24 protein-coding genes are annotated in these 24,321 nt (G+C 35.2%); 11 read left to right on the top strand and 13 right to left on the bottom strand.

The window, feature by feature from the left end; all coding sequences use genetic code 11:
* Positions 1-15 precede the first annotated feature (15 nt).
* The 3 genes from J2Y60_RS14440 (at position 16) to J2Y60_RS14430 (ending at position 2,554) form a co-directional block, all read left to right on the top strand.
* A complete protein-coding gene (locus J2Y60_RS14440) occupies positions 16-807 on the top strand; it encodes an undecaprenyl-diphosphate phosphatase (protein ID WP_309919053.1) in 792 nt (263 codons plus the stop codon).
* A 2-nt stretch (positions 808-809) separates the two neighbouring features.
* Positions 810-1,520 carry a tRNA pseudouridine(55) synthase TruB gene (gene truB, locus J2Y60_RS14435; protein ID WP_309919050.1) on the top strand — a complete coding sequence of 237 codons (711 nt, stop codon included), beginning with the start codon at positions 810-812 and terminating at the stop codon, positions 1,518-1,520.
* Positions 1,521-1,615: 95 nt separating this feature from the next.
* On the top strand, positions 1,616-2,554 hold the full coding sequence (locus J2Y60_RS14430) for a bifunctional riboflavin kinase/FAD synthetase (RefSeq protein ID WP_309919048.1): 939 nt from the start codon (positions 1,616-1,618) through the stop codon (positions 2,552-2,554).
* A gap of 175 nt (positions 2,555-2,729) precedes the next feature.
* On the opposite strand, the gene J2Y60_RS14425 is transcribed toward J2Y60_RS14430, so the two are convergent.
* Complete coding sequence (locus J2Y60_RS14425; RefSeq protein ID WP_309919045.1) at positions 2,730-5,273, bottom strand: ATP-dependent Clp protease ATP-binding subunit; 2,544 nt, start codon at positions 5,271-5,273, stop codon at positions 2,730-2,732.
* Positions 5,274-5,433: 160 nt separating this feature from the next.
* Entirely contained in the window at positions 5,434-6,060 is a 627-nt protein-coding gene (locus tag J2Y60_RS14420; protein WP_309919042.1) for a WbqC family protein, read from the bottom strand.
* A 94-nt stretch (positions 6,061-6,154) separates the two neighbouring features.
* On the opposite strand from J2Y60_RS14420, the gene J2Y60_RS14415 reads away from it, so the two are divergent.
* Positions 6,155-7,015: a lysophospholipid acyltransferase family protein gene (locus J2Y60_RS14415; RefSeq protein ID WP_309919039.1), complete on the top strand. Its 861-nt coding sequence runs from the start codon at positions 6,155-6,157 to the stop codon at positions 7,013-7,015.
* Between the two features lie 48 nt (positions 7,016-7,063).
* Here J2Y60_RS14415 and J2Y60_RS14410 read toward each other — a convergent pair whose 3' ends face one another.
* The 7 genes from J2Y60_RS14410 to J2Y60_RS14380 all read right to left on the bottom strand — a co-directional run bounded on the left by J2Y60_RS14410 (position 7,064) and on the right by J2Y60_RS14380 (position 12,216).
* Positions 7,064-7,648: an L-threonylcarbamoyladenylate synthase gene (locus J2Y60_RS14410; protein ID WP_309919036.1), complete on the bottom strand. Its 585-nt coding sequence runs from the start codon at positions 7,646-7,648 to the stop codon at positions 7,064-7,066.
* Positions 7,649-7,930: 282 nt separating this feature from the next.
* Complete coding sequence (locus tag J2Y60_RS14405; RefSeq protein WP_309919035.1) at positions 7,931-8,872, bottom strand: YihY/virulence factor BrkB family protein; 942 nt, start codon at positions 8,870-8,872, stop codon at positions 7,931-7,933.
* Positions 8,873-8,893: 21 nt separating this feature from the next.
* A complete protein-coding gene (locus J2Y60_RS14400) occupies positions 8,894-9,301 on the bottom strand; it encodes a thioesterase family protein (RefSeq protein WP_309919030.1) in 408 nt (135 codons plus the stop codon).
* Positions 9,302-9,329: 28 nt separating this feature from the next.
* Positions 9,330-10,370, bottom strand: coding sequence for an endolytic transglycosylase MltG (gene mltG / locus J2Y60_RS14395; protein ID WP_309919028.1), 1,041 nt, complete (start codon positions 10,368-10,370; stop codon positions 9,330-9,332).
* 54 nt (positions 10,371-10,424) lie between these two features.
* Positions 10,425-10,841, bottom strand: a complete 417-nt coding sequence (locus tag J2Y60_RS14390; protein WP_309919025.1) for a PIN domain-containing protein — start codon at positions 10,839-10,841, stop codon at positions 10,425-10,427.
* A complete protein-coding gene (locus tag J2Y60_RS14385) occupies positions 10,829-11,077 on the bottom strand; it encodes a hypothetical protein (protein WP_309919022.1) in 249 nt (82 codons plus the stop codon). The genes J2Y60_RS14390 and J2Y60_RS14385 overlap by 13 nt, the downstream gene beginning before the upstream one ends.
* Before the next feature lie 62 nt (positions 11,078-11,139).
* Positions 11,140-12,216 carry an Ldh family oxidoreductase gene (locus J2Y60_RS14380; protein ID WP_309919020.1) on the bottom strand — a complete coding sequence of 359 codons (1,077 nt, stop codon included), beginning with the start codon at positions 12,214-12,216 and terminating at the stop codon, positions 11,140-11,142.
* A gap of 357 nt (positions 12,217-12,573) precedes the next feature.
* Between J2Y60_RS14380 and J2Y60_RS14375 the strand changes: the two genes are divergently transcribed.
* The 5 genes from J2Y60_RS14375 to J2Y60_RS14355 all read left to right on the top strand — a co-directional run bounded on the left by J2Y60_RS14375 (position 12,574) and on the right by J2Y60_RS14355 (position 19,895).
* Positions 12,574-13,149 carry a DUF502 domain-containing protein gene (locus tag J2Y60_RS14375; protein ID WP_309919017.1) on the top strand — a complete coding sequence of 192 codons (576 nt, stop codon included), beginning with the start codon at positions 12,574-12,576 and terminating at the stop codon, positions 13,147-13,149.
* A gap of 130 nt (positions 13,150-13,279) precedes the next feature.
* Entirely contained in the window at positions 13,280-14,842 is a 1,563-nt protein-coding gene (locus J2Y60_RS14370) for an FMN-binding glutamate synthase family protein (protein WP_309959170.1), read from the top strand.
* Between the two features lie 277 nt (positions 14,843-15,119).
* Positions 15,120-17,009 carry an ABC-F family ATP-binding cassette domain-containing protein gene (locus J2Y60_RS14365; protein WP_409014231.1) on the top strand — a complete coding sequence of 630 codons (1,890 nt, stop codon included), beginning with the start codon at positions 15,120-15,122 and terminating at the stop codon, positions 17,007-17,009.
* A gap of 174 nt (positions 17,010-17,183) precedes the next feature.
* Positions 17,184-18,479, top strand: coding sequence for a type IX secretion system plug protein domain-containing protein (locus tag J2Y60_RS14360; protein ID WP_309919005.1), 1,296 nt, complete (start codon positions 17,184-17,186; stop codon positions 18,477-18,479).
* A 75-nt stretch (positions 18,480-18,554) separates the two neighbouring features.
* Positions 18,555-19,895: an OmpA family protein gene (locus J2Y60_RS14355; RefSeq protein ID WP_309919001.1), complete on the top strand. Its 1,341-nt coding sequence runs from the start codon at positions 18,555-18,557 to the stop codon at positions 19,893-19,895.
* Positions 19,896-19,959: 64 nt separating this feature from the next.
* Here J2Y60_RS14355 and ychF read toward each other — a convergent pair whose 3' ends face one another.
* From ychF to J2Y60_RS14335, 4 genes are all read right to left on the bottom strand, one after another.
* Complete coding sequence (gene ychF / locus J2Y60_RS14350; RefSeq protein ID WP_309918998.1) at positions 19,960-21,066, bottom strand: redox-regulated ATPase YchF; 1,107 nt, start codon at positions 21,064-21,066, stop codon at positions 19,960-19,962.
* Positions 21,067-21,072: 6 nt separating this feature from the next.
* Positions 21,073-21,705, bottom strand: coding sequence for a Shedu immune nuclease family protein (locus tag J2Y60_RS14345; protein ID WP_309918994.1), 633 nt, complete (start codon positions 21,703-21,705; stop codon positions 21,073-21,075).
* A gap of 14 nt (positions 21,706-21,719) precedes the next feature.
* Positions 21,720-21,986, bottom strand: coding sequence for a hypothetical protein (locus J2Y60_RS14340; protein WP_309918991.1), 267 nt, complete (start codon positions 21,984-21,986; stop codon positions 21,720-21,722).
* Between the two features lie 98 nt (positions 21,987-22,084).
* On the bottom strand, positions 22,085-22,411 hold the full coding sequence (locus J2Y60_RS14335) for a DUF3276 family protein (protein WP_309918987.1): 327 nt from the start codon (positions 22,409-22,411) through the stop codon (positions 22,085-22,087).
* A gap of 327 nt (positions 22,412-22,738) precedes the next feature.
* Here J2Y60_RS14335 and J2Y60_RS14330 point away from each other — a divergent pair, with 327 nt between their 5' ends.
* Positions 22,739-23,359 (top strand): septal ring lytic transglycosylase RlpA family protein, encoded by a 621-nt coding sequence (locus J2Y60_RS14330; RefSeq protein ID WP_309918983.1) that lies wholly within the window; start codon positions 22,739-22,741, stop codon positions 23,357-23,359.
* Positions 23,360-23,393: 34 nt separating this feature from the next.
* Entirely contained in the window at positions 23,394-24,293 is a 900-nt protein-coding gene (locus tag J2Y60_RS14325) for a DUF58 domain-containing protein (RefSeq protein ID WP_309918979.1), read from the top strand.
* Positions 24,294-24,321 lie beyond the last annotated feature (28 nt).

The following is a 24,321-nucleotide window of genomic DNA, read 5'->3' as shown; positions in this document are numbered from 1 at the left end:
ATACCCCTTAAATCAATGTCAACAATTCAAGCAATTATTCTTGCTATTATCGAAGGTTTAACAGAGTTTCTTCCAATTTCTTCTACAGGACACATGGTATTGATGAGTTCTTACTTAGGTATTGAAAATGACAAATTCACCAAACTTTTTGAAGTTTGTATTCAACTGGGAGCTATTCTAGCTGTTGTGGTGTTATACTGGAAAAAGTTTTTTGATTTTTCAAAATGGCAATTCTATGTAAAACTTGCATTGGCAGTTGTTCCCGCTTTAATTTTCGGGAAACTATTTGACGATTTAATTGATGAGCACCTCGGAAGCCCAGTTTTTATTGCTTCTGTATTATTGGTAGGTGGTATTATTTTATTATTTGTAGATAACTGGTTCAAAAACCCAATCATTACTGAAGAAGTTGACATTAACAACATTACTGCTATCAAAATCGGGATGTACCAATGTTTAGCAATTATGTTTCCAGGCTTGAGCAGAAGTGCTGCTACAATATTGGGGGGTATGCAACAAAAATTAAGCAGAGGATTAGCTGCTGAATTTTCTTTTTTCTTAGCAGTACCTACTATGGCAGCCGCGACGGGTTATAAATTATTGAAATTTATCTCAGAAGAGGGAAGTATTTCAGAAGAACAAGTTAAACTTTTAGGTATTGGCAATCTTGTAGCATTTATCGTTGCTGTTTTAGCAATCAAATTTTTTATCACAGTATTAAATAAATATGGCTTTAAATATTTCGGTATTTATCGCATCATTGTCGGAATCGTCATCCTAGTTTTGGCGGCTACTGGCTCTCATTAAAAATGAATCAAGAAACTATAAAATTGAACCCAAATCAGACCTCTCCAGACCTTGGAGAGGTTTTATTGATTGATAAACCCCTTACTTGGACTTCTTTTGACGTTGTAAAGAAATTAAAATTTGCTGGTCGCTTTAAAAAAATTGGACATGCAGGTACGCTTGACCCTCTGGCAACAGGATTATTAATTCTTTGCACTGGCAAAATGACCAAGCAAATTGATTCTTTTCAGGCACAGCAAAAAGAGTATTCTGGTACTTTTGTATTAGGAAAAACAACTCCTTCTATCGACTTGGAAACAGAGTTTGACGAAGAATTTCCTATTGACCATATTAACGAAGTAGTACTTCAAGAAGCATTAAGTAAATTTCAGGGAAAGATTTTGCAAATACCTCCTATTTACTCAGCCATACAGGTAAATGGTAAAAGATTATATGAATTAGCCCGCAAAGGAAAAACAGATGCTGATATTGAAATTAAATCAAGAGAAGTAGAAATTTCTAAGTTTGAGATTGACAGTAGTAATTTTCCTGAAATCCAATTTTCTATCGTTTGTTCAAAGGGTACTTATATCAGAAGTTTAGTCAGAGATTTCGGACTGGCTTGTCAATCGGGTGCTTATTTAAGTTCACTTAGGAGGGAAAAAATTGGTGAATTTGATGTAAAAGACGCACTTACCATTCAAGAGTTTATTGAACAAAGGAAAGTTGATTAATTATTGGTAATTAGGTTTTTAGTATTAATGTAAAGAATAAAACTCTGTTGGCAATCCTATCAATAAAAAGGACTTAAAACTGAGCTAATATAAAAATGCAAGTTTATCACGGAATACAAGAATTCAAGAAATTAGAGAATGCAGTTGTAACAAGTGGCACATTTGATGGTGTACATCTTGGACATCAAAAAATATTAAATCGCTTGAATGAAGTTGCTTTGCTAACGCTAGGAGAAAGTGTTGTTATTACTTTTTATCCTCATCCACGCAGTGTGATTTCTTCTGATAGCCAAGCTATCAAACTACTTTCAACCCTCGACGAGAAGATTGAACTCTTGGAACAAAATGGCGTACAACACCTTTTGATTATTCCTTTTACGAGAGAATTTTCTGAACTTTCCTCAGAGGAATTCATCCAAAAGATTCTTATTGACACGATTGGCACCAAAACGCTAGTAATTGGCTATGACCATCGTTTCGGTAGAAATCGTGAAGGTGGTTTTGATTATTTAAAAAACAACGCTTCAAGATATGGTTTTTCTATCGAAGAGATAGCTCGTCAGGATATTGATCATGTGGCCGTAAGTTCATCCAAAATCAGGAAAGCATTATCGGAAGGCAATGTTCAGTCTGCCGACCACCTATTGGGTAGGAACTATGCTATTACAGGCCTTATTGTTAAAGGCAAACAATTAGGGAGAACCATCGGTTTTCCGACAGCCAATATCCAAGTAAGGGAAATTGCCAAGCTGATACCAACTGATGGCGTGTATGCCGTAAAAGTCCATTACAATAATGAAACTTTCGGAGGGATGCTAAATATTGGAAATCGCCCAACAGTTGATGGAACATATCAGACGATAGAAGTTAATATTTTTGATTTTAGCAAAGAAATTTACGGAGAAACCTTAACTGTAGAGTTCATTACAAAAGTAAGAAACGAACAGAAATTTAGCGGATTAGATGCTCTGAAAGCTCAAATAGCTAAAGACCAAGAAGTAATTAAAGAAATCTTACTACGTACCGACAAATGATTATGGAATAGATTTTCATCTATAATCTATGGTGAAGTAAAATATAGTGTAAAGAACAATAACGGTTGTTGCTTTAAATCCTATTATTTTGCTTACAAACAAACTCATAAAATTGCACAAAAAAAGGTCGATTCAACTCAATGAACCGACCTTTTTTATATCTGAAAACCAACGCTTATTCTTCTGTTGCTGTTGGCGCTAAAATTCTTGAAAGTGTTAACGTATCCCCTTCGCCAGAATAATCTGCTAAAATTATATCTCCGTTAGATAAATCACCTTTCAATATTTCTTCTGCTACTGGATCTTCTAAATAACGTTGAATAGCACGATTTAATGGTCTTGCACCATACTGTGAATCATATCCCTTTTCAGCAATAAAGTCTTTCGCTTTTTCAGTCAATTCAACTGTATAGCCAAGGTTAGTGATTCTAATAAATAGCTTTTTCAACATTAAGTCGATGATTTGGTGGATATGCTCACGTTCAAGTGAATTGAACACAATTACATCATCCAAACGGTTTAAGAACTCTGGGGAGAAAGCTTTTTTCAAAGCATTCTGAATTGTTCCCTTCATCGCATCATCTAGACCATCAACTTTAGTTTTCGTAGAGAAACCAATACCTGTACCAAAATCTTTCAAATCTCTTGCTCCGATATTTGATGTCATGATGATAATAGTATTTCTGAAATCTACTCTTCTACCTAAGCCATCAGTCAAAATACCATCGTCCAATACTTGAAGTAAGATATTAAATACATCTGGGTGAGCTTTTTCAATTTCATCCAACAATACTACGGCATAAGGTTTACGACGAATCTTTTCAGTTAACTGTCCGCCTTCTTCATAACCAACGTATCCCGGAGGGGCTCCGACTAAACGAGATACACTGAATTTCTCCATGTACTCACTCATATCGATTCTTACTAAAGCATCATCTTTATCGAACAAATAAGTAGCTAAAACCTTCGCTAATTCTGTTTTACCTACCCCTGTTGGACCTAAGAAAATAAATGAACCAATAGGTTTTTTAGGGTCTTTTAAGCCAACTCTTGTACGTTGAATCGCTTTAACAAGTTTAGCAATCGCTGGATTTTGTCCGATTACTTTACCTTGTAACTCTTCGTTCATATTCAGAAGCTTTTGTCCTTCTGTAGCAGCCACACGGTTCACTGGGATGCCAGTCATTTGTGCAATTACTTCAGCAACACTTTCTTCTGATACGGTATAACGACGACGTTTGGTATCTTCTTCCCAATCACGTTTTGCACGGTCTAATTGGTCTAACAAACGTTTTTCACGGTCACGTAACTGAGCAGCCTCTTCGTATTTCTGCGATTTAACTACTGCATTTTTCTCTTTCTTGATATTTTCGATGGCTTCTTCCAAACGAACAATATCTTCTGGTACGGTAATATTTGAGATATGAACTCTCGCTCCTACTTCATCCATTACGTCGATAGCTTTGTCAGGTAAAAATCTATCTGAGATATAACGTTCAGACAATTTTACTGCTTGTTCTATCGCCTCATCAGTATAAGTTACATGGTGATGGTCTTCATATTTATCCTTGATGTTATTCAAGATTTCGATGGTTTCTTCAATAGAAGTAGCATCAACCATTACCGTTTGGAAACGACGAGCCAAAGCTCCGTCTTTCTCAATGTACTGACGATACTCATCTAAAGTAGTAGCACCGATAACTTGTATATCACCACGTGCTAAAGCAGGCTTGAACATATTCGAAGCATCTAATGAACCAGAAGCTCCACCTGCACCCACGATAGTATGTAATTCGTCGATGAATAAAATCACATCAGGTGATTTTTCCAACTCATTCATTACCGCTTTCATTCTTTCTTCAAACTGACCACGGTATTTTGTACCTGCCACTAAAGAAGCTAAATCAAGGGTAACGACTCTTTTACCGAATAAAACACGAGATACTTTTTTCTGAACGATTCTTAGTGCTAGTCCTTCAGCAATTGCTGTTTTACCCACACCTGGCTCACCAATCAAGATTGGATTGTTTTTCTTTCTACGCGAAAGAATCTGAGCAACACGTTCTATTTCTTTTTCACGACCAACAATTGGGTCTAGTTTACCCGCTTCCGCTACTTTTGTTAAATCTCTACCGAAATTATCTAATACAGGAGTTTTAGATTTTTCAGTTCCTTTATTGGTGGTAGAACTTCCTCCAGCTGCGTTTCCGCTTGCAAACATTCTTGCATCATCATCGTTATCATCTGTGTCAGATGGACCCGATTTGATATTAGGGTTTGATTGATATTCCACCATATCCTTAATTAATTCATAATGTATCTGGAACTTCTCAAGAATTTGTTTGGCTAAATTGTCCTCATCTCTAAGAATAGCCATTAACAAATGTTCCGTTCCTACAAGGTTAGTTTTAAAAATCCTCGCTTCCAAGTACGTTACTCTCAATACTTTTTCGCATTGTCTTGAAAGCGGAATGTCTTGTTTGTTTTTGATAGTGTACGTAGATCGAACCGTACTCTTAGTAGCTTGTTCTATAGTAACACGCAAATCATCTAGGCTTGTCCCACACTTTTTAATTAAATCAAGAGCAATGCCTTCGCCTTCTCTGATCATTCCTAAAATTAGATGTTCCGTCCCGATGTAATCATGCCCAAGCCTGATTGCCTCCTCACGTGCGAGCGAGATAACCTCTTTTACTCTGTTTGAAAATTTTGCCTCCATGCTTAGAGTTTTTGAGTTATAGCGTTATAGAGCGTCAGAGTTGACCGTTAAGAGTGACAGGAAAAATCCAATTATTCTTTACTCTGATGCTGAAGGTAATCTCTGGTTATTTTCTTAATAATTACTTTCAGTAAATCTCTTCCAAATTAAATCTTAAACGTTAATTAATTAATCTTTGTTCATTTTCTATCGAACTTTGAAGTATCTTTAAAGACTGACTTCCCTGACAAAATAACAAATCTAAGATAGATAAATTAGGTACAAATTCACTGCCAAAGTTCTGTCGATAAGCAGTAGGTTTGTAAATTCCATTTGTAGAAAATGCTTTTTTGGGGTGAATTTTACTTCTCAAATCGTTCTCTACATTTTTTTCATATTTTTCTGTAAATATAATCTTTTTTTCGAGACGCAAAAGTTTCAGACAAATTGACAGAAGCTCTAGATTCAAATCGAACAAAAAGTCAGGTTTTTTTTCAATAATATTTTTAAAATATTCTGAATAATATTCAAAAAAAGGTGATTTTCCGTACGCTGAATGTATTGCACCCCAATGTCGGCGAATCCAATCTTGATGATATTCTATTTTTAAATCCCGAATCAATACCTTTGCATTCCCATTTTTTACGGGTATAGACAGCGTATCAATTTTATTAGTTGTCTGAATTATACAACGATTTCGGTAACTTTGCTTTTCGTAATATTCGTGTGCTTCAATAACAACGGTTTCGTGTTGAAGTAAACATACAAAATATTCGAGACTGGGTAAATATTGTAAATCAATTATCATTTCCCTAAAATACAGCAGAATGATTTAATTTCAAATTTTTATGTCAAAATCATTCTATTTATCAAGAAAAAATACAAATTCTCAAAATACAAACATGTTTTTTTTTAAATTTCTTTCTATTTTACCATTTTGGGTACTTTATGGCATTTCTGATTTTGCCTTTTTTTTACTTTTTCACGTATTGAAATATCGCAAAAAGGTAGTTTTAGAAAACCTTAGAAATTCTTTTCCTGATAAAAACGAAAAGGAAATCAATGAAATCGCCAAGGGGTTTTATCATCACCTTGCAGATGTTTTTATTGAATTTTTTAAAGGCATAAGCATTTCATCAGACGAAGTTAAAGAGCGGGTACAAATAAACAATTTAGAGGTTGTTCAAAAATATTTAGATAAAGGCATACCTGTTATTTTTGTAGGAGGGCATCAAGGCAATTGGGAATGGGCCATTCATTCTGTTAGTTTGCACGGGGTTAATTTAGATGTAGTGTATCAAAAACTCAGTAGCCCATTCTTCGATAAGCTTACTTACGAAATCAGAAGTCGCTTTGGAGCTTTTTTAATCGAAAGAAAGGATACCATTAAAGTTACCATTGAAAGAAAAGATAAACCAAGAGCTATTTGTTTGGCTGCTGACCAAATTCCTAGTCATTTAAAATCAGCCTACTGGACCTACTTCTTGAATCAGGATTCTGCTTTTTTTACTGGGCCTGAGCGAATAGCTCGTAAATTTGATTATCCAGTAATTTTTATGGAATTTGTCAGGAAAGCAAGAGGATTCTATGATATGAATCTTTCAGAGATTGTAAGTCCTCCTTATGAAAACCTTGCTCCTAATGAAATTCTTGACCGTTTTGTTCAAACATTAGATGCTTCCATCAAACAAAATCCGTCATCATACTTATGGTCGCACAGAAGATGGAAACATAAAAGAGAGAAACACGCGATAAAGCCATAATTGTATTTTATCAAACAAAAAAGCTTGCTAATTAGGCAAGCTTTTTTGTTATAAATAGGAAGATAAATCGCCCAAACCTTGTCTGATAATTTCAAAGTCGTCCGAAGTAGCGTCTACTATTGTTGAAGGTATATTATTTCCATATCCACCATCAATGACAATATCGACCTGATTTTGGAATTTTTCAAAAATCAACTCAGGGTCAGTTGAATATTCTACAATGCTATCATCATCATAAATTGAGGTTGTGATGATGGGGTTACCGAGTTCTTCTACTATCAACCTTGGAATTTCATTCGCTGGAATCCGAATACCAACGGTTTTTTTACTCTGCGATAATACTTTTGGTACTTTATTGTTTCCCTCTAACACAAAAGTAAAAGGGCCAGGCAACGCTTTTTTCATTAATTTAAAGCCCGCATTGGATACCTTGGCATAATCTGCAATGTGGCTTAAATCATTACAGATAAACGAGAAATTATTCTTTGTAGGCTTGATGCCCTTTATTTGACAAATTCTTTCTACTGCACGTGTATTATGAATATCACAGCCCATTCCATAAACTGTATCAGTTGGATAAATAATTACACCCCCATCTTTTAGGCAATCTACGATATGGTTTATCTTTTTCATATCGGTGCCTTTTTCGTATAATTTTATAAACTCCGCCATCGCTCTTATAGATTGTTTTTATGGTTAATGTAACGAAAAAACTATTCCATTTTAAAATGGTGTAATGTTGAACTAAGGTTTTACATCTTTGAAGAAAAGACAACTATTAACGCTGTTACCCTCTATTTAGTTATTGTTCGTTCTAATCTTAACATTTTTTATCAGTAATTAATTCCTGATGGGGCAAGTTACGGGAATTTTACAATAGAAGATAGGCATCTCTAAACGTAACCTTTAAGAAATCTATGCCTCTGAATCGATTAAGGTATCCGTTTCTTTTGAAGAATGTAGGGCCTCGGAAATACTTGCATTTATTTCAAATCCTAAAATAAGAATCATGGCTACTAAATACAGCCAAACCATTAAAGCAATGAAGGTACCGATAGCGCCGTAAAGTTTGTTATAAGTAGCAAAGTTGGATAGATAATAAGAGAATAAGTTAGAAATCAATATCGTCAAAATAGAAGCGGTGATAGAACCAGCATTGATAAAATTCCATTTTTTATGAATAGCAGGAGCCCAATAATAAATGATGGAGATAGTTACGAAAAAAACCAGGAATATTACAAAATACGTAAGGAGTTGAAGTGCATAAAAGGTAAAATCTCGGTTCATGATGCCTTCATCAAAAAGGAAATCTACCATGACTCTTCCCACAATTAACACCACAATTGCTACGATTAATACAAAAGTCAGCAAAAAGTTCAACATAACCCCTATCAGCCGTGCCTTTATAAATCCACGTTTTTCAGATGTTTTATAGGTCATATTGAAAGCTCGCATCAAAGCCAGCATCCCGCTTGTAGAGGCATATAAAGCAAAGATAAAACCCAACGAAAGCACTCCTCCACGGGGTTTACTCACAATCTCAATGATAGTTTCTTGGGCTTCATGAAAAATGCCTTTCGGCAATACCTCTGAAAGCAATGCTATGATTTTTAAATCAAGATTATTAACAGGAATATAAGGAATCAATGAGAACAAGAAAATGATGGTCGGGAATATCGCTAAGGTAAAATTATAAGCAACTGCGGCTGCCCGAACATCAATATCAAACAGGGTAATTTTTTTAATTAAAACTTTATAGACTTGATAAATACTAGTAGCTACATTTTCTAAATGATAACGCTTCAAGAAAAGGCGAAATCGATTGTATGCTTGTGTATGTTGTATTTTTTTTAGCATTATGCGATTTTTAATTAACGATTAAGCAAAGAAAGCACTCAATCGTTCCAACAACTCTTTAGGTGCCGTTGTAAGCCTATTATTTTCCATTTTCACGAAAACTAAAGTAGTTTCGCCTTTATGTACCAACACGCCCTTACTGTTTAGAATTTCATAATGAAAAACTACTCTAGCTGCGGGAATAGTTTTGATAGTTGTACGAATTGTCAGTAAATCATCATACAGTGCAGGAGCAATATATTTTGAAGTATTCTCATAAACAGGCATCATCACACCAGACTCTTCCATTGCTTTATAGCTAAAGCCGAGGCTCCTGAGCGCCTCTACCCTACCAATTTCGTAAAGCCTTGCATAGTTTCCATAATAAACATAGCCCATTTGGTCAGTATCTGCATATCTAACTCTGTACTGATATTCGTGTTGATACATTGTTGATGAAATAATTAATTACAAACGATTATTTTCTGATGTTCAGTTTGTTCAGTGCTTCTTGATAAATACGCGCATTATTAAGGTGGTCGGCAAAGGTTTCTGCAAAGTTGTGATAGCCTGAGAAATCTTCTTTTGCACAGAAGTACATATAGTTATGGTGTTCATAATTCAATACTGCATCAATTGATGCTAAATCTGGTAAATTAATAGGCCCTGGAGGTAATCCAACTACACGATAAGTATTATAAGGCGAATTAATTTGCAAAAGTGCTTTGGTTACTCTTTTAATGCTAAAATCTTGGTGAGCAAAAACAACCGTTGGGTCTGCTCCTAAAGGCATATTAGCCTTTAAACGATTCATATATACCCCTGCTACTCTTGGTTTTTCGTCAGCTTTCTTAGTCTCAGCCTCCACGATTGAAGCCATTATTTGTGCTCTGATGGGGTCTAGACCAATTTCTGTTGCTTTTCTTTTACGCTCTTCCGTCCAGAATTTATCGTACCACGTTTTCATGGTATTCATCAATTCCTCTGGAGTAGTAGTCCAATATACTTCATAGGTATTTGGCAAAAACATACACATGATAGTCTCTTTCGTAAAACCATATTTCTGTGCCACTGCTGAATCATCTAGCATACTAGCCAGCGCGGTAGAATCAAATTCGAATCGATTGCCAATTTTATGAATTAAATCCTTTTTTAGGCGAATATTATTAAAAGTAAGTTTGATAGCATCTTGATTACCCGAACGAAGTTTTTTGATTACTTCATAATTACCCATATCAGCCTTGATGACGTATCGTCCTTCACGCACATTTTCTTTATATTCCAACAATTTGGCTAAGAACTTAAATGAAAGTTCGTCTTTAACAATTTTATGTTTACTCAACGAGTCCCAAACAGTTTCAAAAGTTGCGCCTTTAGGAATCAAAAGGGCAAAACCTTTTTTCTGATCTACTTCATAATTAGGTGTTTTAGTGATTTGCCAGACATAATAAGAAAACATTGTCGCAAACAAAGCGAAAGCGATAAAGAAGTAGCGTAATAATTTATGGTTTTGTTGCATTGTAATGATAATGAAATAACGCTCAAGCGTTTTTAAATGATTGTTTTTATTTATTTAATCAATCCAATTTTCAAAAGTTAGTCCTTCAATTCGTTGCATTTCTTTTAGGTTTCGACTGACTAGAATACAATCCTCTGTAATTGCAGTACTACCAATCAATAAATCAAAGTCACTTATAGGCGTACCCATCTTTTTCAAACGAGATTTTTGATCTGCAAAAACTTCGAAAACAGGTCGAATAGGTAAAACTCTTTCCTGAAAACCTTCAATAAACTGTTTTAATTTAGCTTTATTTTCATCTTTTCTAGTTGAAGAACTATTGGCTATTCCATACATAAGTTCAAGAATTGTTAATTCTGAAATAAAGCAGTTTTTCAAGCCCACTGATGAGATTTTAGCTGGAATATTAAAATCATTCTTTATGAAATGAATACAAATATTTGAATCCAATAAATATTTTATTCTACCCATGAAGTATCTATTTCTTTGGTTGTTCTTGAATCTTCTATTATCTTGATTAATTCTTCACTTGATTCGGGTAAGTCTAAGCTACCTGCCAATGCAAAGAATACTGATTCGTCTATTGTTTCGTTCTTTGTTTCAATTACGTTTGAACTAATACTAAATTTAGCTTTTAATCGCTTAGCCAAATCTATAAAAAGCTGATAGTCTGCTTGCGAGTTTGGTTCAATGATGATTGTATTCATTTCTATTTTTGTTTTAGCAATTTTGTTAAAAATAAAGTAATCACATGTACTCCCAACATTATCTAAATCTTAAACTCAATTCCAAATCTATCAGCCAATGCTTGCAGGTCTTTTACTACAGGTTCTAATAGATTAATACCATTTGCTTTACGTTCTGCTTCAATTTCTCTTTCAGGGTCACCTGGCACTAATACTTTCTTGCCTTCTACTGCTTCGGCGGCATGAAAACGGTCAATCCATTTATCCATATCAGCTTTAAATTCGTCAGCTGGACGGAAAGCATCTATTCTCATGGCTCCTAAAAAGTGCCCCGTTCCTTTACCTACTTGCTCGCCAGCAGTCATAAATCCTGCCGTTGCAAATGGCGGAACCCAAGGGCCAAAATTAGCGCCTGATAATACACCAGAAAAAATATCCACGATAGCACCCAAACCATACCCTTTGTGCGAACCATGTTCACGGTCACCACCGAGTGGCAACAATGCTCCGCCATTTTTCACAGCATTTGAATCATCAGTAGGATTCCCTTCTTTATCCTGTACCCAGCCAATCGGTGCTGCTGCGCCTTTTCTTTGTAAAATTTCCATTTTACCATAAGCCACTGCTGTACTAGCAAAATCGGCTACGAAGGCAGGATTTCTCTCTGCTGGAACAGCCACAGCAATAGGGTTGGTTCCTAACAATTTCTCTTTTGAAAAAGTTGGTGTTACCAATGGTGCAGCATTGGTCATGGCCCAACCTATCATATCGTTGTCAGAAGCCAACATGGCATGATATCCCGCAATGCCAAAATGGTTTGAATTCTGTACAGAAATCCATCCAGAACCCACATTCTTCGCTTTTTCCATCGCAATTTGCATAGCTTTAGGTGCTACTACTAAGCCTAAACCTTTATCCCCATCAATCACAGCCGTAGAAGGCGTTTCATGGATAATTTTAATGTCTGGCTTGGGGTTCAATCTTCCATTATCATACAAACGAACATAGCCACTTAATCTTGCAGTTCCGTGTGAATCTACACCGCGGAGGTCGGCAGAAATCAATACTTTTGATGCCAAATCTGCATCGTCTTCCGAACATCCTATTGAAAGAAAGACATTTTTAATAAAGTTTTGTAGGGAGCTATATTCGTAAATCATGAATGAAATTGAGATTATTTTCTAATAATTTTACCTATTTGTCGATATCCGAGGAGCACAAAATTACAAATAATTGTTCGATGAAAGTCTTTTTTCAAGTAAAAAGCAGAAATATCGGGTAGGAATATCAAATATCTGCCTTAGCATTCATGATTAATCTCTATCATATTTATTCAAAATTTCATATATTGTTGATGAAATAACCTACTTTAAATCGGTAGAATATCATTCAATACTTACTTTTGTAGTAAATTGAAGTGATTGAGATATTTTTTAATTCAATCACCCAATTATAAGAACCTAGCTTCTTAAGAATGCGTTAACCAATCAATATTGAGCATATAAATAAGTAAAAAAATGTCGTTCAGAATAAAACGTATCACAGCCAAACTGTTTAGCTATTTCGTAAAGGGATTATTTTTATTAGCCCCTGTTTATATAACTGGTTACATTATTTTCAACCTTCTGAACTCATTAGACCAAGAGTTTTATTTTTATTTTCGAGGAACGGGGCTAGTCATCATGGTAGCCATCATCATGATTGTTGGTTTTTTGGGCTCTACTTTTATTTCTTTGCCCCTTATCCAAATATTAGAAGAAGGTGTTTCCAAACTGCCATTGGTAGGTTTGATTTATTTTTCATTAAAAGACCTTATTGGGGCTTTTGTGGGTGATAAAAAGAAATTCAATCAGCCTGTCAAGATTATATTCAACAAAGAAAATGGCATTCAAAAACTGGGGTTCATTACTCAAACTGATTTGTCTTTTTTAGATATTCAAGACTCTGTCATTGTTTACTGTCCGCATTCTTATGCTTTTTCGGGCGAGGTATTCATTGTTCCAAGCGCAAATATTACATTGCTGAATCTTCCAGCATCTGATGTCATGAAAATGATTGTATCAGGTGGGGTATCCCTGGCAAGTAATCCGTAAAAATCAACATTTAACACACAACATAAAGCTGCTAATTTAAGTTATTGATTGTAAAAACATTTATTGTTTTGCTATCATTCATAATGCGTATCCATCCATCTCAATAATTTTTAATTCAATCTCATCATCTATGTTTTTGGCAAATATTTTTTCAAGTTTTTCTTGGTGGCTTATTCTTCCTCTTGCAATACTAATGCTAGCTATTCGTGATTTGTTGCAGAACCGCCATACTATTCAGCATAACTTCCCTGTGGTTGGTCATATACGTTATATGCTCGAAAAAATTGGTCCAGAATTAAGGCAATACATCGTAGCAAATAACCGTGAGGAACTACCTTTTAACAGAGGTGAAAGAGCATGGGTATATGCTTCGTCTAAAAAAGAAAATAACTTACAGGGCTTTGGTTCAGACCAAGACTTCAACTCTGCGGGGTATATTTTTATCAAACATGCCATGTTGGGGCATAAGTTAGCGGATAACCACCCTAATCAGAAAGACCCAAGTGCAGTACCTTGTTCTAAAACAATAGGCGAATATCATAAAAGAAAACGTCCTTATAAGCCCTATTCGGTCGTAAATATTTCTGGTATGAGCTACGGTTCATTATCGGCCAAAGCAGTTGAATCTTTAAACAAGGGTGCCTTAAAATTTGGCTGTTATCATAACACGGGCGAAGGTTCTCTTTCTCCTTATCACAAGTATGGCTCAGATGTTATCGTAAATATCGGAACGGCTTATTTTGGAGTAAGGGACGATGATGGTAAATTTTCGATGGAAAAATTGATAAAAATGACTACCAATAATCCATTTGTAAAAGCATTAGAGTTGAAGCTTTCTCAAGGTGCTAAGCCCGGCAAAGGTGGCATGCTTCCAGCGGCCAAAATCACCAAAGAAATTGCGGAAATCAGACATATTCCTTTGGGAAAAGATGCCATTTCCCCAGCCTTTCACTCTGAGTTTTCTACCATTCCCGAAATGGTTAATTTTATAGAATCAATGGCTAACCAAACTGGCTTGCCAGTAGGCATAAAATCGGCTGTGGGAAAATTGGAAATGTGGGAAGAATTGGCACAATACATGGTAAAAACAGGCAAAGGGCCCGACTTTATCACCATTGATGGTGGCGAAGGTGGTACGGGAGCTGCACCACATGCCTTTGCAGACCATGTGTCGCTACCTTTCAACTATGGTTTCACCAAAGTATATAAGATTTTCCAGAAGTATGAATTGGCTGATAAAATAGTATTTATTGGTTCGGGGAAATTGGGCTTTCCTGAAAAAGCCATGATGGCGTTTGCGATGGGGTGCGATTTAATTAATGTAGCGCGCGAAGCCATGATGTCTATTGGTTGTATCCAAGCTCAGGTTTGTCATACTAATCGTTGTCCAGCGGGTGTTGCTACGTCAAGTCCTTGGCTTCAAGCGGGTATAGACCCCGCCCTTAAAAGTGAGCGTTTTTATAATTATGTAAAAACACTTAATAAAGAAATTCTTGAAATTACCCATGCATGTGGTTATGAACACCCTTGTCAGATGACCATGCAAGACGTTGATATGGTAATGGGTGATAATAATAAAACGCAATCTTTGGCTACAACTTTTGGTTACAACAAAACAAAAGTTCCTTTTGAAGGAGTAGATAAGCTTTTAAAAAGCCCATATCTAGGAGGAGGTAAAGCACAGGTTAATTAATATATACAAAAAAGGATGGTCGAAAGCCATCCTTTTTTGTATCCTAATTTTCTGAAAATGAGCGTTTATGCTATCATTATGATTTATCATGCCTCAAGTTAATCCTAGCTAAAACGCTTATAATCAATTATTTTACAATAAAACCAATCACAAAAGTGTGTAAATTTACACCTTTCTGCTTTCGGTGGCTTCATTTAACTGCTCATTAGCTATTTTTCATTATCTTTGTAGTATGTTATCTATCAATAATCTTTCGTTTTATTTCGGTTCTCGCCCAATGTATGATGGGGCGAACTTACATATTAAGCCCAAAGACAAAATCGGTCTTATCGGGGCAAATGGTACTGGTAAATCTACTTTACTTCGTATAATTGACGGTGAATATTTACCAGATGGTGGTAGTATCTCTAAATCAGGCGACTGTACCATCGGTTTTTTAAATCAAGACTTACTTTCTTATCAAAGCGACGATTCTATCCTTTCGGTAGCAATGCAAGCTTTTGAACGTCAGAATTTTCTTCAAGCAGAAATCGATAAGGTTTTACATAAAATGGAAACTGATTTTGAAGACGATGACGTAAATAAATTGGCACGTTTTCAAGATGAATTTGATGCATTGGGTGGTTATACCATTCAATCAGAAGCAGAAGCCATCCTTGAAGGGTTAGGATTTAGTACTGAAGAGCTTTCTCAGCCCCTACAGAAATTTTCTGGAGGTTGGAGAATGCGTGTGATGCTAGCTAAATTGCTTTTACAAAGACCATCTTTATTAATGCTTGATGAGCCTACCAACCACTTGGACTTGCCGTCTATTGAGTGGGTAGAAAACTACATCAATACTTATGAAGGTGCTATCATTGTAGTTTCTCACGATAGATTCTTCTTGGATAATACCGTTACTACAATTGTAGAAGTAGCAGGCTCAAAATTGATTCCTTATTCGGGAAATTATTCTTTCTATATGGAAGAAAAAGCCTTGAGAAACGAAGTACAAAAAGGAGCTTACGAAAACCAGCAACAGGCTATCAAACAAACTGAAAAGTTTATTCAACGATTTAAAGCTAAAGCTACTAAGGCTCGTCAGGTACAATCAAGAGTAAAAGCATTAGAAAGACTGGATTTGATTGATGACGTTTTGGATGAAAATGCCAAAGTGAATTTCAAATTCAACTTTGGAACTCAGCCGGGTCGTTTTATCATGCACCTTGAAGACATCACCAAAGCTTATGGGCCTAAGAGAATCCTGACGCATACCAATGCTGTTATTGAAAGAGGTGATAAAATTGCCTTGATTGGTGCCAATGGTAAAGGTAAATCTACGGTTTTAAGGATTATTGATGGTTCAGAACAATTTGAAGGAGAACGCAAATTAGGGCATAATGTAATTGACTCATTCTATGCCCAACACCAATTGGAAAGCTTAGATGTAAATAATACATTGCTTGACGAATTGAAGATGACAGGTACGGGTAAACTTGAAACTGAATTAAGAAGTATCTTAGGCTGTTTCTTGTTTTCGGGTGATGATGCCTTCAAAAAAATTAAAGTACTTTCGGGAGGAGAAAAATCAAGGGTTGCCTTAGCAAAAGTATTGATTTCAGAAGCCAACTTCCTGTTGCTAGATGAGCCTACCAACCACTTAGACATGATGTCGGTGAACATTTTGATTCAGGCTTTACAGCAATACGAAGGTACGTATGTAGTGGTTTCTCATGATAGATTCTTTGTTTCGGAGATTGCTAATAAAATTTGGTATATCGAAGACGAAGAGATAAAAGTATATCCGGGTACTTATGATGAATATGAAACTTGGATGGAACAACGTCGTATGAATGGTGAATTCAGTAAAGAAACTTCTCCTAAAAAGGCCGTTGAAAAAGTAGTAGAGAAAAAACCTGTTGATGATTTCACGAAAAAAGAAGCACAGAAAAATCTAAAAAAACTGAATCAGAAATTAGCAGATACAGAGAGCTTGATTGCGAAATTAGAAGTAGAGAAAGTGGAAAAAGAAAAGACTTTGGCAGACCCTACTATCTATAATGATGCACAAGCATTGAAACGTGAAAACATTGCTTACCAAAAAATCCTGAATCAATTGGAAGAAGTAAATGATGCTTGGGAAGAAGTAATGTTGGAAATTGAAGAAGTAGAAAGCTTGGTTCAGTAAAATAATGATATTCCGTTCAACATAAAAACGCAGGTAAAATAGCTAAAATGCTTTTTCCTGCGTTTTTTGCTTTAGGTTATTGCAGAATATTTTAAGAGACTATCCGTTAGTTTTATTATTCACGAATAGCTAATATCAATTCGCTCATATGCTCAATTACATACTCACTCTTCTATGAAAATTTTATCGATTATAAGCTTGCTATTGATTCCATTTGTCTTTTTTGCTCAGAAAAAGAAGAGCACTTATCAAGCAAAAAAGATTATTTATGATAATCATATTTATGAACCCTATATACGTACCGTACAATTATTTCCGTCTTTGAGCACGACTAAAACGCCACAAGAGACCCTTAATCCACCTGTCATCAATTTACAAGAGAATCAAATTTTAAAATTGGAATTCGACTGTTTAGCACCCGAGTTTCAAAATTTTAGGGTGAAAATATTTCATTGCAATGCAGATTGGACACCTTCGGTATTGAACGATATTGAGTACCTGACGGAATTCAACGATTTCCCGATTAATGATTATAGAAATTCTTTCGCCACAAAAATTCCTTATACACATTTTGCTGTGGAAATTCCTAAAACCAAATTAGCGGGAAATTATCTGGTGATGGTGTATAAGAATCGTAATGAAGATGATATCATGCTTACCCATCGTTTTATGGTTTTCCAAAACCGAATTGGTGTAGCTGGCAATGTAACATTTCCGAATAATGTTCAAAGAAGGCGTACACATCAACAAATTAACTTTAGTGTAAATTATAGTGGCTACGAAATCATTGACCCTAAACAAGACCTTAAAATTGTCATTCGACAGAACTTTAGAGATAACAAAACACTGACAAACCTTAAACCTTTTATGATTGACTCTTACAATCGTAAAATGGATTATCAGTTTTTTGAAGGAGAAAACCAATTGGAAGGCAGTAATGAATTTAGGATGTTTGATGGCAGAAGTACGCAACAAAAACTGGTAAATATTGCTAGGATTGTACAAGGTGAAAGAGAAAGCATCATAGAAATTCGTCCCGAAAAACCACAAAATGGCTTAGCGTATGTTGCCACAAATGATTTTGATGGAATGTATGTAATTGATAATTATGAAACCAATCGTGGCGATACGGAGTCAGATTATGTTCGGGTAAGTTTCCTGTTGAAAACTGATTCGTTAGCAAACAAAAAGGTATATATTAATGGTGCTTTCAACGATTGGCAATTAAATGAGGTAAACCAAATGCATTATGTACCTGAAAGTCAAGCTTACGAGGCATTTATCCAGTTGAAACAAGGAATCTATAATTATCTGTATGTAACCAAAGATGAGCAAGGAAATGTAAGCGAATCGGAACTAGAAGGAACACACTCGCAAACGGAAAATATTTATGAAATTTTAATCTACCACCGACCCATTGGTGCACGTGCAGATGCGTTAGTAGGATATGTACTTTTAAAAAACCAATAAGTTATCTTCGTTTAAAATTTATAATAATTACGTTTTCCTACTTGCTTATTATCTTGTTATAAAATTTATCTTCAAATGAAAAACTTACTTTGGGCTTTTGCATCATTGGTTATACTCCAAAGTTGTCAAAGCGGGGGTTACCCACAAAGCTCGGGCGGGGGTACTCAGTATCCTACAGAGCGTAATCAAACGCCATCGGGAAGAGGTTCCTACCCATCTACCTCCACAGGTAGAGCAGCGGATAAAAATGTGTCTATCGGCAATATTCGCATTACTGATAAATATACAATCTTGTATGTAGCCTATAGAAATAACAATTCACCTCAATATGATAGAAACGGGAGATTAGTCAATGACGGACACGAAGACATCGCCTTTCAGTCTACTGCTCAATTAATTGCAGCAAATGGTGCAAGGTCATTTAAACTAATCAAAACCGAAGGCATTCCTCAGCTTGTGGCAGGGCAAGATGTAAAGGTTTACGGTAGAAAAACTATACCTGGTGACCAAATAAATTTCGTCGTTTATTTTGAACGTTTGGACAAAGGCTTGGAAGACTTCGATTTATTTGAATGTAACGATTATGATTACATTACTTGTTGGAATGTATATGGTTTACGAATTAGCAATCCAATAGACATTGTCACCCAGCCAACACAGCCCAAAGCTAATCCTGCTCCTCCTGTTTCTCCGACTAAAACACCAACTAAAAGCACCACAACAGTTAATACAAAACCTAAAAGTGGAAAATTAGGCGAAGTAGATAATACTCCTGCCCCACTACCAGTAGTAACAAGCATTCAGGTTTCGGGAATCGTACGTGATGTAAAGACTAATAAACCAGTAAGTGCTACTATCAACTATAAATTATCAAGTAGTAAGCAAATTATTGATTCGGTACAGAGCTTTGTGAGTACAGGCATTTATAAAATGGTTTTGCAAAAAGGGCAAATTTATACCTACACTGCCTCAGCTAAAGGCTATTTATCTGTGAATGATATTGTTGATTTATCTAAAATTAACAATGAAACTAAATTCAGTAAAGATATTTATCTTATGCCTATTGTAGTAGGCGATAAAATAGCCCTAAAAAATATCTATTTTGAAGTATCAAAATCAGATTTATTACCTGCTTCTTTTGCTGAACTCAATAAATTAGTGACAATGATGCAAAACAACCCAGATATGGAGATTCGTTTAGAAGGCCATACAGATATCATTGGTGACGCTGATGCTAACCTTGAATTATCACAAGAAAGAGTAGATGCTTGCGAAACATATTTGGTTCAAAAAGGCATTTCGACCAAGCGGATTCAAGCAGTTGGTTATGGAGCTAGTCGTCCATTAGTAAAAAAAGGCTCAGATGAAGAAAGGAAAGTGAATAGAAGAGTTGAATTTGTAGTCTTAAAATTATAGTGTGATACAAAAAGCCTTGCTAATAACGATATTAGCAAGGCTTTTTTGTATGACTTAATATTTACTAAACGTTGAAACGGAAGTGCATAATATCGCCGTCTATTACAACGTATTCTTTTCCTTCAACGGATAATTTACCTGCTTCTTTACAAGCTCCTTCAGATTTATACTGTTGGAAATCTGCAAATTTAATTACCTCAGCACGAATAAAGCCACGTTCAAAATCAGAGTGGATTACACCTGCCGCAGCTGGGGCTTTCCATCCTTTCTGGATTGTCCAAGCACGTACTTCTTTCACGCCAGCTGTAAAATAAGTAATCAAGTTCAATAAATAATATGAGCTACGGATTAACTTATCTAAGCCAGATTCTGTAAGATTATATTCTTCCAAGAACATCTGACGGTCGTCTTCGTCTTCCATTTCAGCAATTTGTGCTTCCAAGGCCGCACAAATTACCACTACTTCAGCACCTTCTTCGGCTACAGCTGCTTTCAATTGCTCAACGTATTCATTTGTTCCTTTAGCAATTGATGCTTCATCTACGTTGGCTACATAGATTACTGGTTTATCTGTTAATAAACATAAATCTCCGATAGCCTCAAACTTTGCATCTGGTTCTAAACCCTGCACAGTTCTTGCTGACTTACCAGCTTCTAAGGTTGATTTATATTGCTGAAGAATGGCTAATTGAGCTCTTGATTTTGCATCGCCAGCTTTGGCTGCACGTTCTACCTTCTGGATTTTTTTATCAACTGATTCTAAATCTTTTAATTGTAATTCAAAATCAATAATTTCTTTATCCGACACAGGATTCACTCTTCCTTCTACGTGAACGATATTATCATCAGCAAAACAACGCACTACATGTAGAATAGCATCTACTTCGCGAATATTTGCTAAGAATTTATTACCTAACCCTGCTCCCTGCGAAGCTCCTTTTACTAGACCCGCAATATCCATAAATTCTATCACGGTTGGTAACACTCTTTGAGGGTTCACCAATTGTTCTAAAATATTAAGACGTTCGTCAGGTACTGTTACAATCCCTACATTAGGTTCAATTGTACAGAAAGGGTAATTGGCGGCTTCCGCCTTATTTGAAGAAATTGCACTAAACAAAGTAGATTTCCCAACATTAGGCAAACCTACGATTCCACATTGAAGACCCATTTATTTTTATTTACTAATTGCAAAAAATTTTATCACTTTCTTTAAATCCTCTAAAAGTTCATCATAAGTAACACAGTGAATCTTCTTAGAGTTAATAATTGTATGGCTTCTACGCCAATCAAATCTTTGTTTATCTGTTAGGCTTTCTAATGATGTTGTTCTGCCAACAATTAAAATTCCATTATAGCTACTAATACGTGCACCAAATTTTCCTTCAAAAGATGTCGTTTGTTTTAAATCATCCAACTTCCAAAACCAATCTACTATTTGACTATACCCATGCTCAAACCTATTTGCCCATTCCCTTTGATATTTACCTTTCTTTTTCTTAAAAATACTGTCTGATGTTCCATCTTCAAATTCAATGAAAACATAGGATGCTTTTGCAGAATCACCAATAACCAAATCAGCTTTAAAGTCACCGAAAAAATCAAACTCATAAGAAATTCTGTTGATTTCAACCAAATCAGGGAAGTATAATTTACCAATTAATGCAGATAAATTGGGGGATTCTTTTAAAAAAGGCAAAACCTGAGAGGATTCTTTTAACTCTTTATAAGTGGTTAATAGGTTTTCTAAAGTAAGCAACTCTTTTTCAACTGCTTTCCAGTCAATATTAATTTCTTTAAAATCTTTCATCAACTATCATATTTCTATCTCCCAAAACTACCACTAAGGATAGCATGAACATGAAGCATATCTGGTTCTCGTTCAAAAATGACTTTATATATACCTACATTCATTATATAATACTCTTTGGGGTCGCCTGCTACAGGTAATAATTCAATGTTTTGTTGATTGTTATTTTTTAATACACTTTTTAAAGAGTTTTCAATCTCATTCCGTGAGCTTTCTTTCAAACTATCATAAGCGATTTCTGCAGCACGCTCTAATTCGATATTTTTAAGTATTCTTTCCATAATGACATTGCAAACGGTTTATACAAAGTTACAAGTTTAATCCTACAACAACAAAAAAGCCTCTGAAATTTCAGAGGCTTACAAATTCTTTCATTCGTTTATTCCCATTTCAAATCACTACCAAATCCGCCCACAGTATCTTCGTCTTCACGATTAAATTGAGTAAAATCTACATCAGGCAAAAGTTCATGTTTCACATGGTCAACTGCTTCTTGGAGGCCTTCAACAAATTTATCAAAATCTTCCTTATATAAGAACATTTTGTGTTTTTCGTAAGCAAAACCATCATCTTTTTGATAACGGCGACTTTCTGTAATAGTAATGTAGTAGTCGTTTGAGCGGGTCGATTTCACATCAAAAAAATACGTTCGCTTTCCTGCTCTGATACGTTTCGAAAACAATTCTTCTCTTTCTCTTTCTTCCACTGTGCTATGACAATTTAGGGTTTACGGATTGGTAAAAATATAAATTTTCTGAATGTTTCAAAAGTTAATCATGAAAAATAATTTCTATTTTCTACATCTTCACATTAATTATTAGTCAAATCGACTAATTTATTATTGAAAATAAAATGATTGATTCATAAAATAAAAAAACGTTGTGCTACATTCACTATTCAGCATAGCTAAATTTCAATAATATATGCTTAAAATTTATATTTTTATTTCGACTTAAAAAGGCTAATTTCGTATTCCAGTTTTGGTAGATAATGTGTAGAAAGCCACTAAATTAAAACCACTAAATCACACAAAATGTCAAAACCACTTCTAGGAATTATCATAGTTTTTAGCCTTTTCTGTTCTGTTGCCCATGCACAAAAATTAGGGGATGAATCTTTTGGTATTTCTTCATTCTATGCTCAGTATTTCTATAATAAACCTACCTCGACGGGGGAAATACTTCAACGAAATCAGTACACTGCTGCCCACATGACATTGCCCTTTGGCACAATGCTGGAAGTAACAAATCTTGCTAATAAACGTTTTGTAATTGTAAGAGTAAACGACCGCGGTCCGTTTAAGCCCGGAAGGATTATTGATTTAACCGAAAATCCAGCAAAATGGCTAAAAATGACCAATAAAGGACTTACAAAAGTAAGGCTAAAAGTGGTTGGCTTTGATGGAGATATTATGCTAGAGCCTTTCGACTCGCTGAGATTGACTGCTCCTCCTCATTTTGAGCCTAAGTTTTATCAGAAAACGAAGTTAAAATATCATCGTTATTATCGCCTCAAAAAAAATTGGCAAAAAAGAAAATATCCAAACCTCAAACATAGACGTTTAAAGGTAAATTCTTATTTAAGGAAGCTCTCTAAGCAAAAAATAAAAGCACAGAAAGCAGCGAAAGCGACTCCTAAAAAGAAAACTAAATAATGTTAGTTCACTCAACAAAGTTTTAAAATAATTTATGGATTTAGCACAAATACGCCAATATGGAAATATAGAATTTTTAGCCAAACAAATGGTAGAAGGTTTTATTACGGGTCTTCATAAATCACCATTTCACGGTTTTTCTGTTGAATTTGCAGAGCATCGTTTGTATAATAATGGCGAAAGTACTAGGCATATAGATTGGAAGGTATTTGCAAAAACGGATAGACTTTACACCAAAAGATATGAAGAAGAAACGAATTTGCGTTGTCATTTAATCATTGACACTTCTTCTTCGATGTATTATCCAGAGAAAAACAATGGCAAAATTGTATTCTCTACTATGGCGGCAGCAGCTTTGGCATATATGCTTCAAAAGCAAAAAGATGCTATTAGCTTAATTACTTTTTCATCATCCGTTGAAATTCAAACGCCTGTCAAATCAACGCCTTCGCATATCCATAAAATCTTTTTGGATTTAGAAAATTTACTTCAAAAACCCAAAGAGCATAAAAAAACGGAAGTGGCGTCGGTAATTCACCAGATAGCTGAAAACATTCATAAGCGTTCGTTGGTAATTATTTTCAGCGATATGTTTGATGATATTGATAATTCAGAAAAGATTTTTTCTTCTTTACAACACCTGAAACATAACCTTCATGAAGTATTGATATTTCATGTAACGGATAAAAAGACAGAATCTGACTTTGAATTTGATGACCGCCCCTATGAATTTATTGATTTAGAAACTAACGAAACTATCAAGTTGAATCCTGCTCAAATAAAGGTTGATTACCAGAAAACCTTACATCAGTTTTACCAAGAATTAAAACTGCGTTGTGGACAATACAAAATTGATTTTATTGAAGCTGATATTGCTGAAGGATTTGAACAAATCCTTACGTCGTATTTAGTCAAAAGAGGAAAGATGAAGTAAGTTATTTTACTTCATCTTTCCATCAATA

It is taken from the genome of Arcicella sp. BE140 (assembly GCF_031456255.1).
Taxonomy (GTDB): domain Bacteria; phylum Bacteroidota; class Bacteroidia; order Cytophagales; family Spirosomataceae; genus Arcicella; species Arcicella aquatica.
Note: the sequence above shows the minus strand (reverse complement) of the source record. Positions and strands in the feature narration are given on the sequence as shown.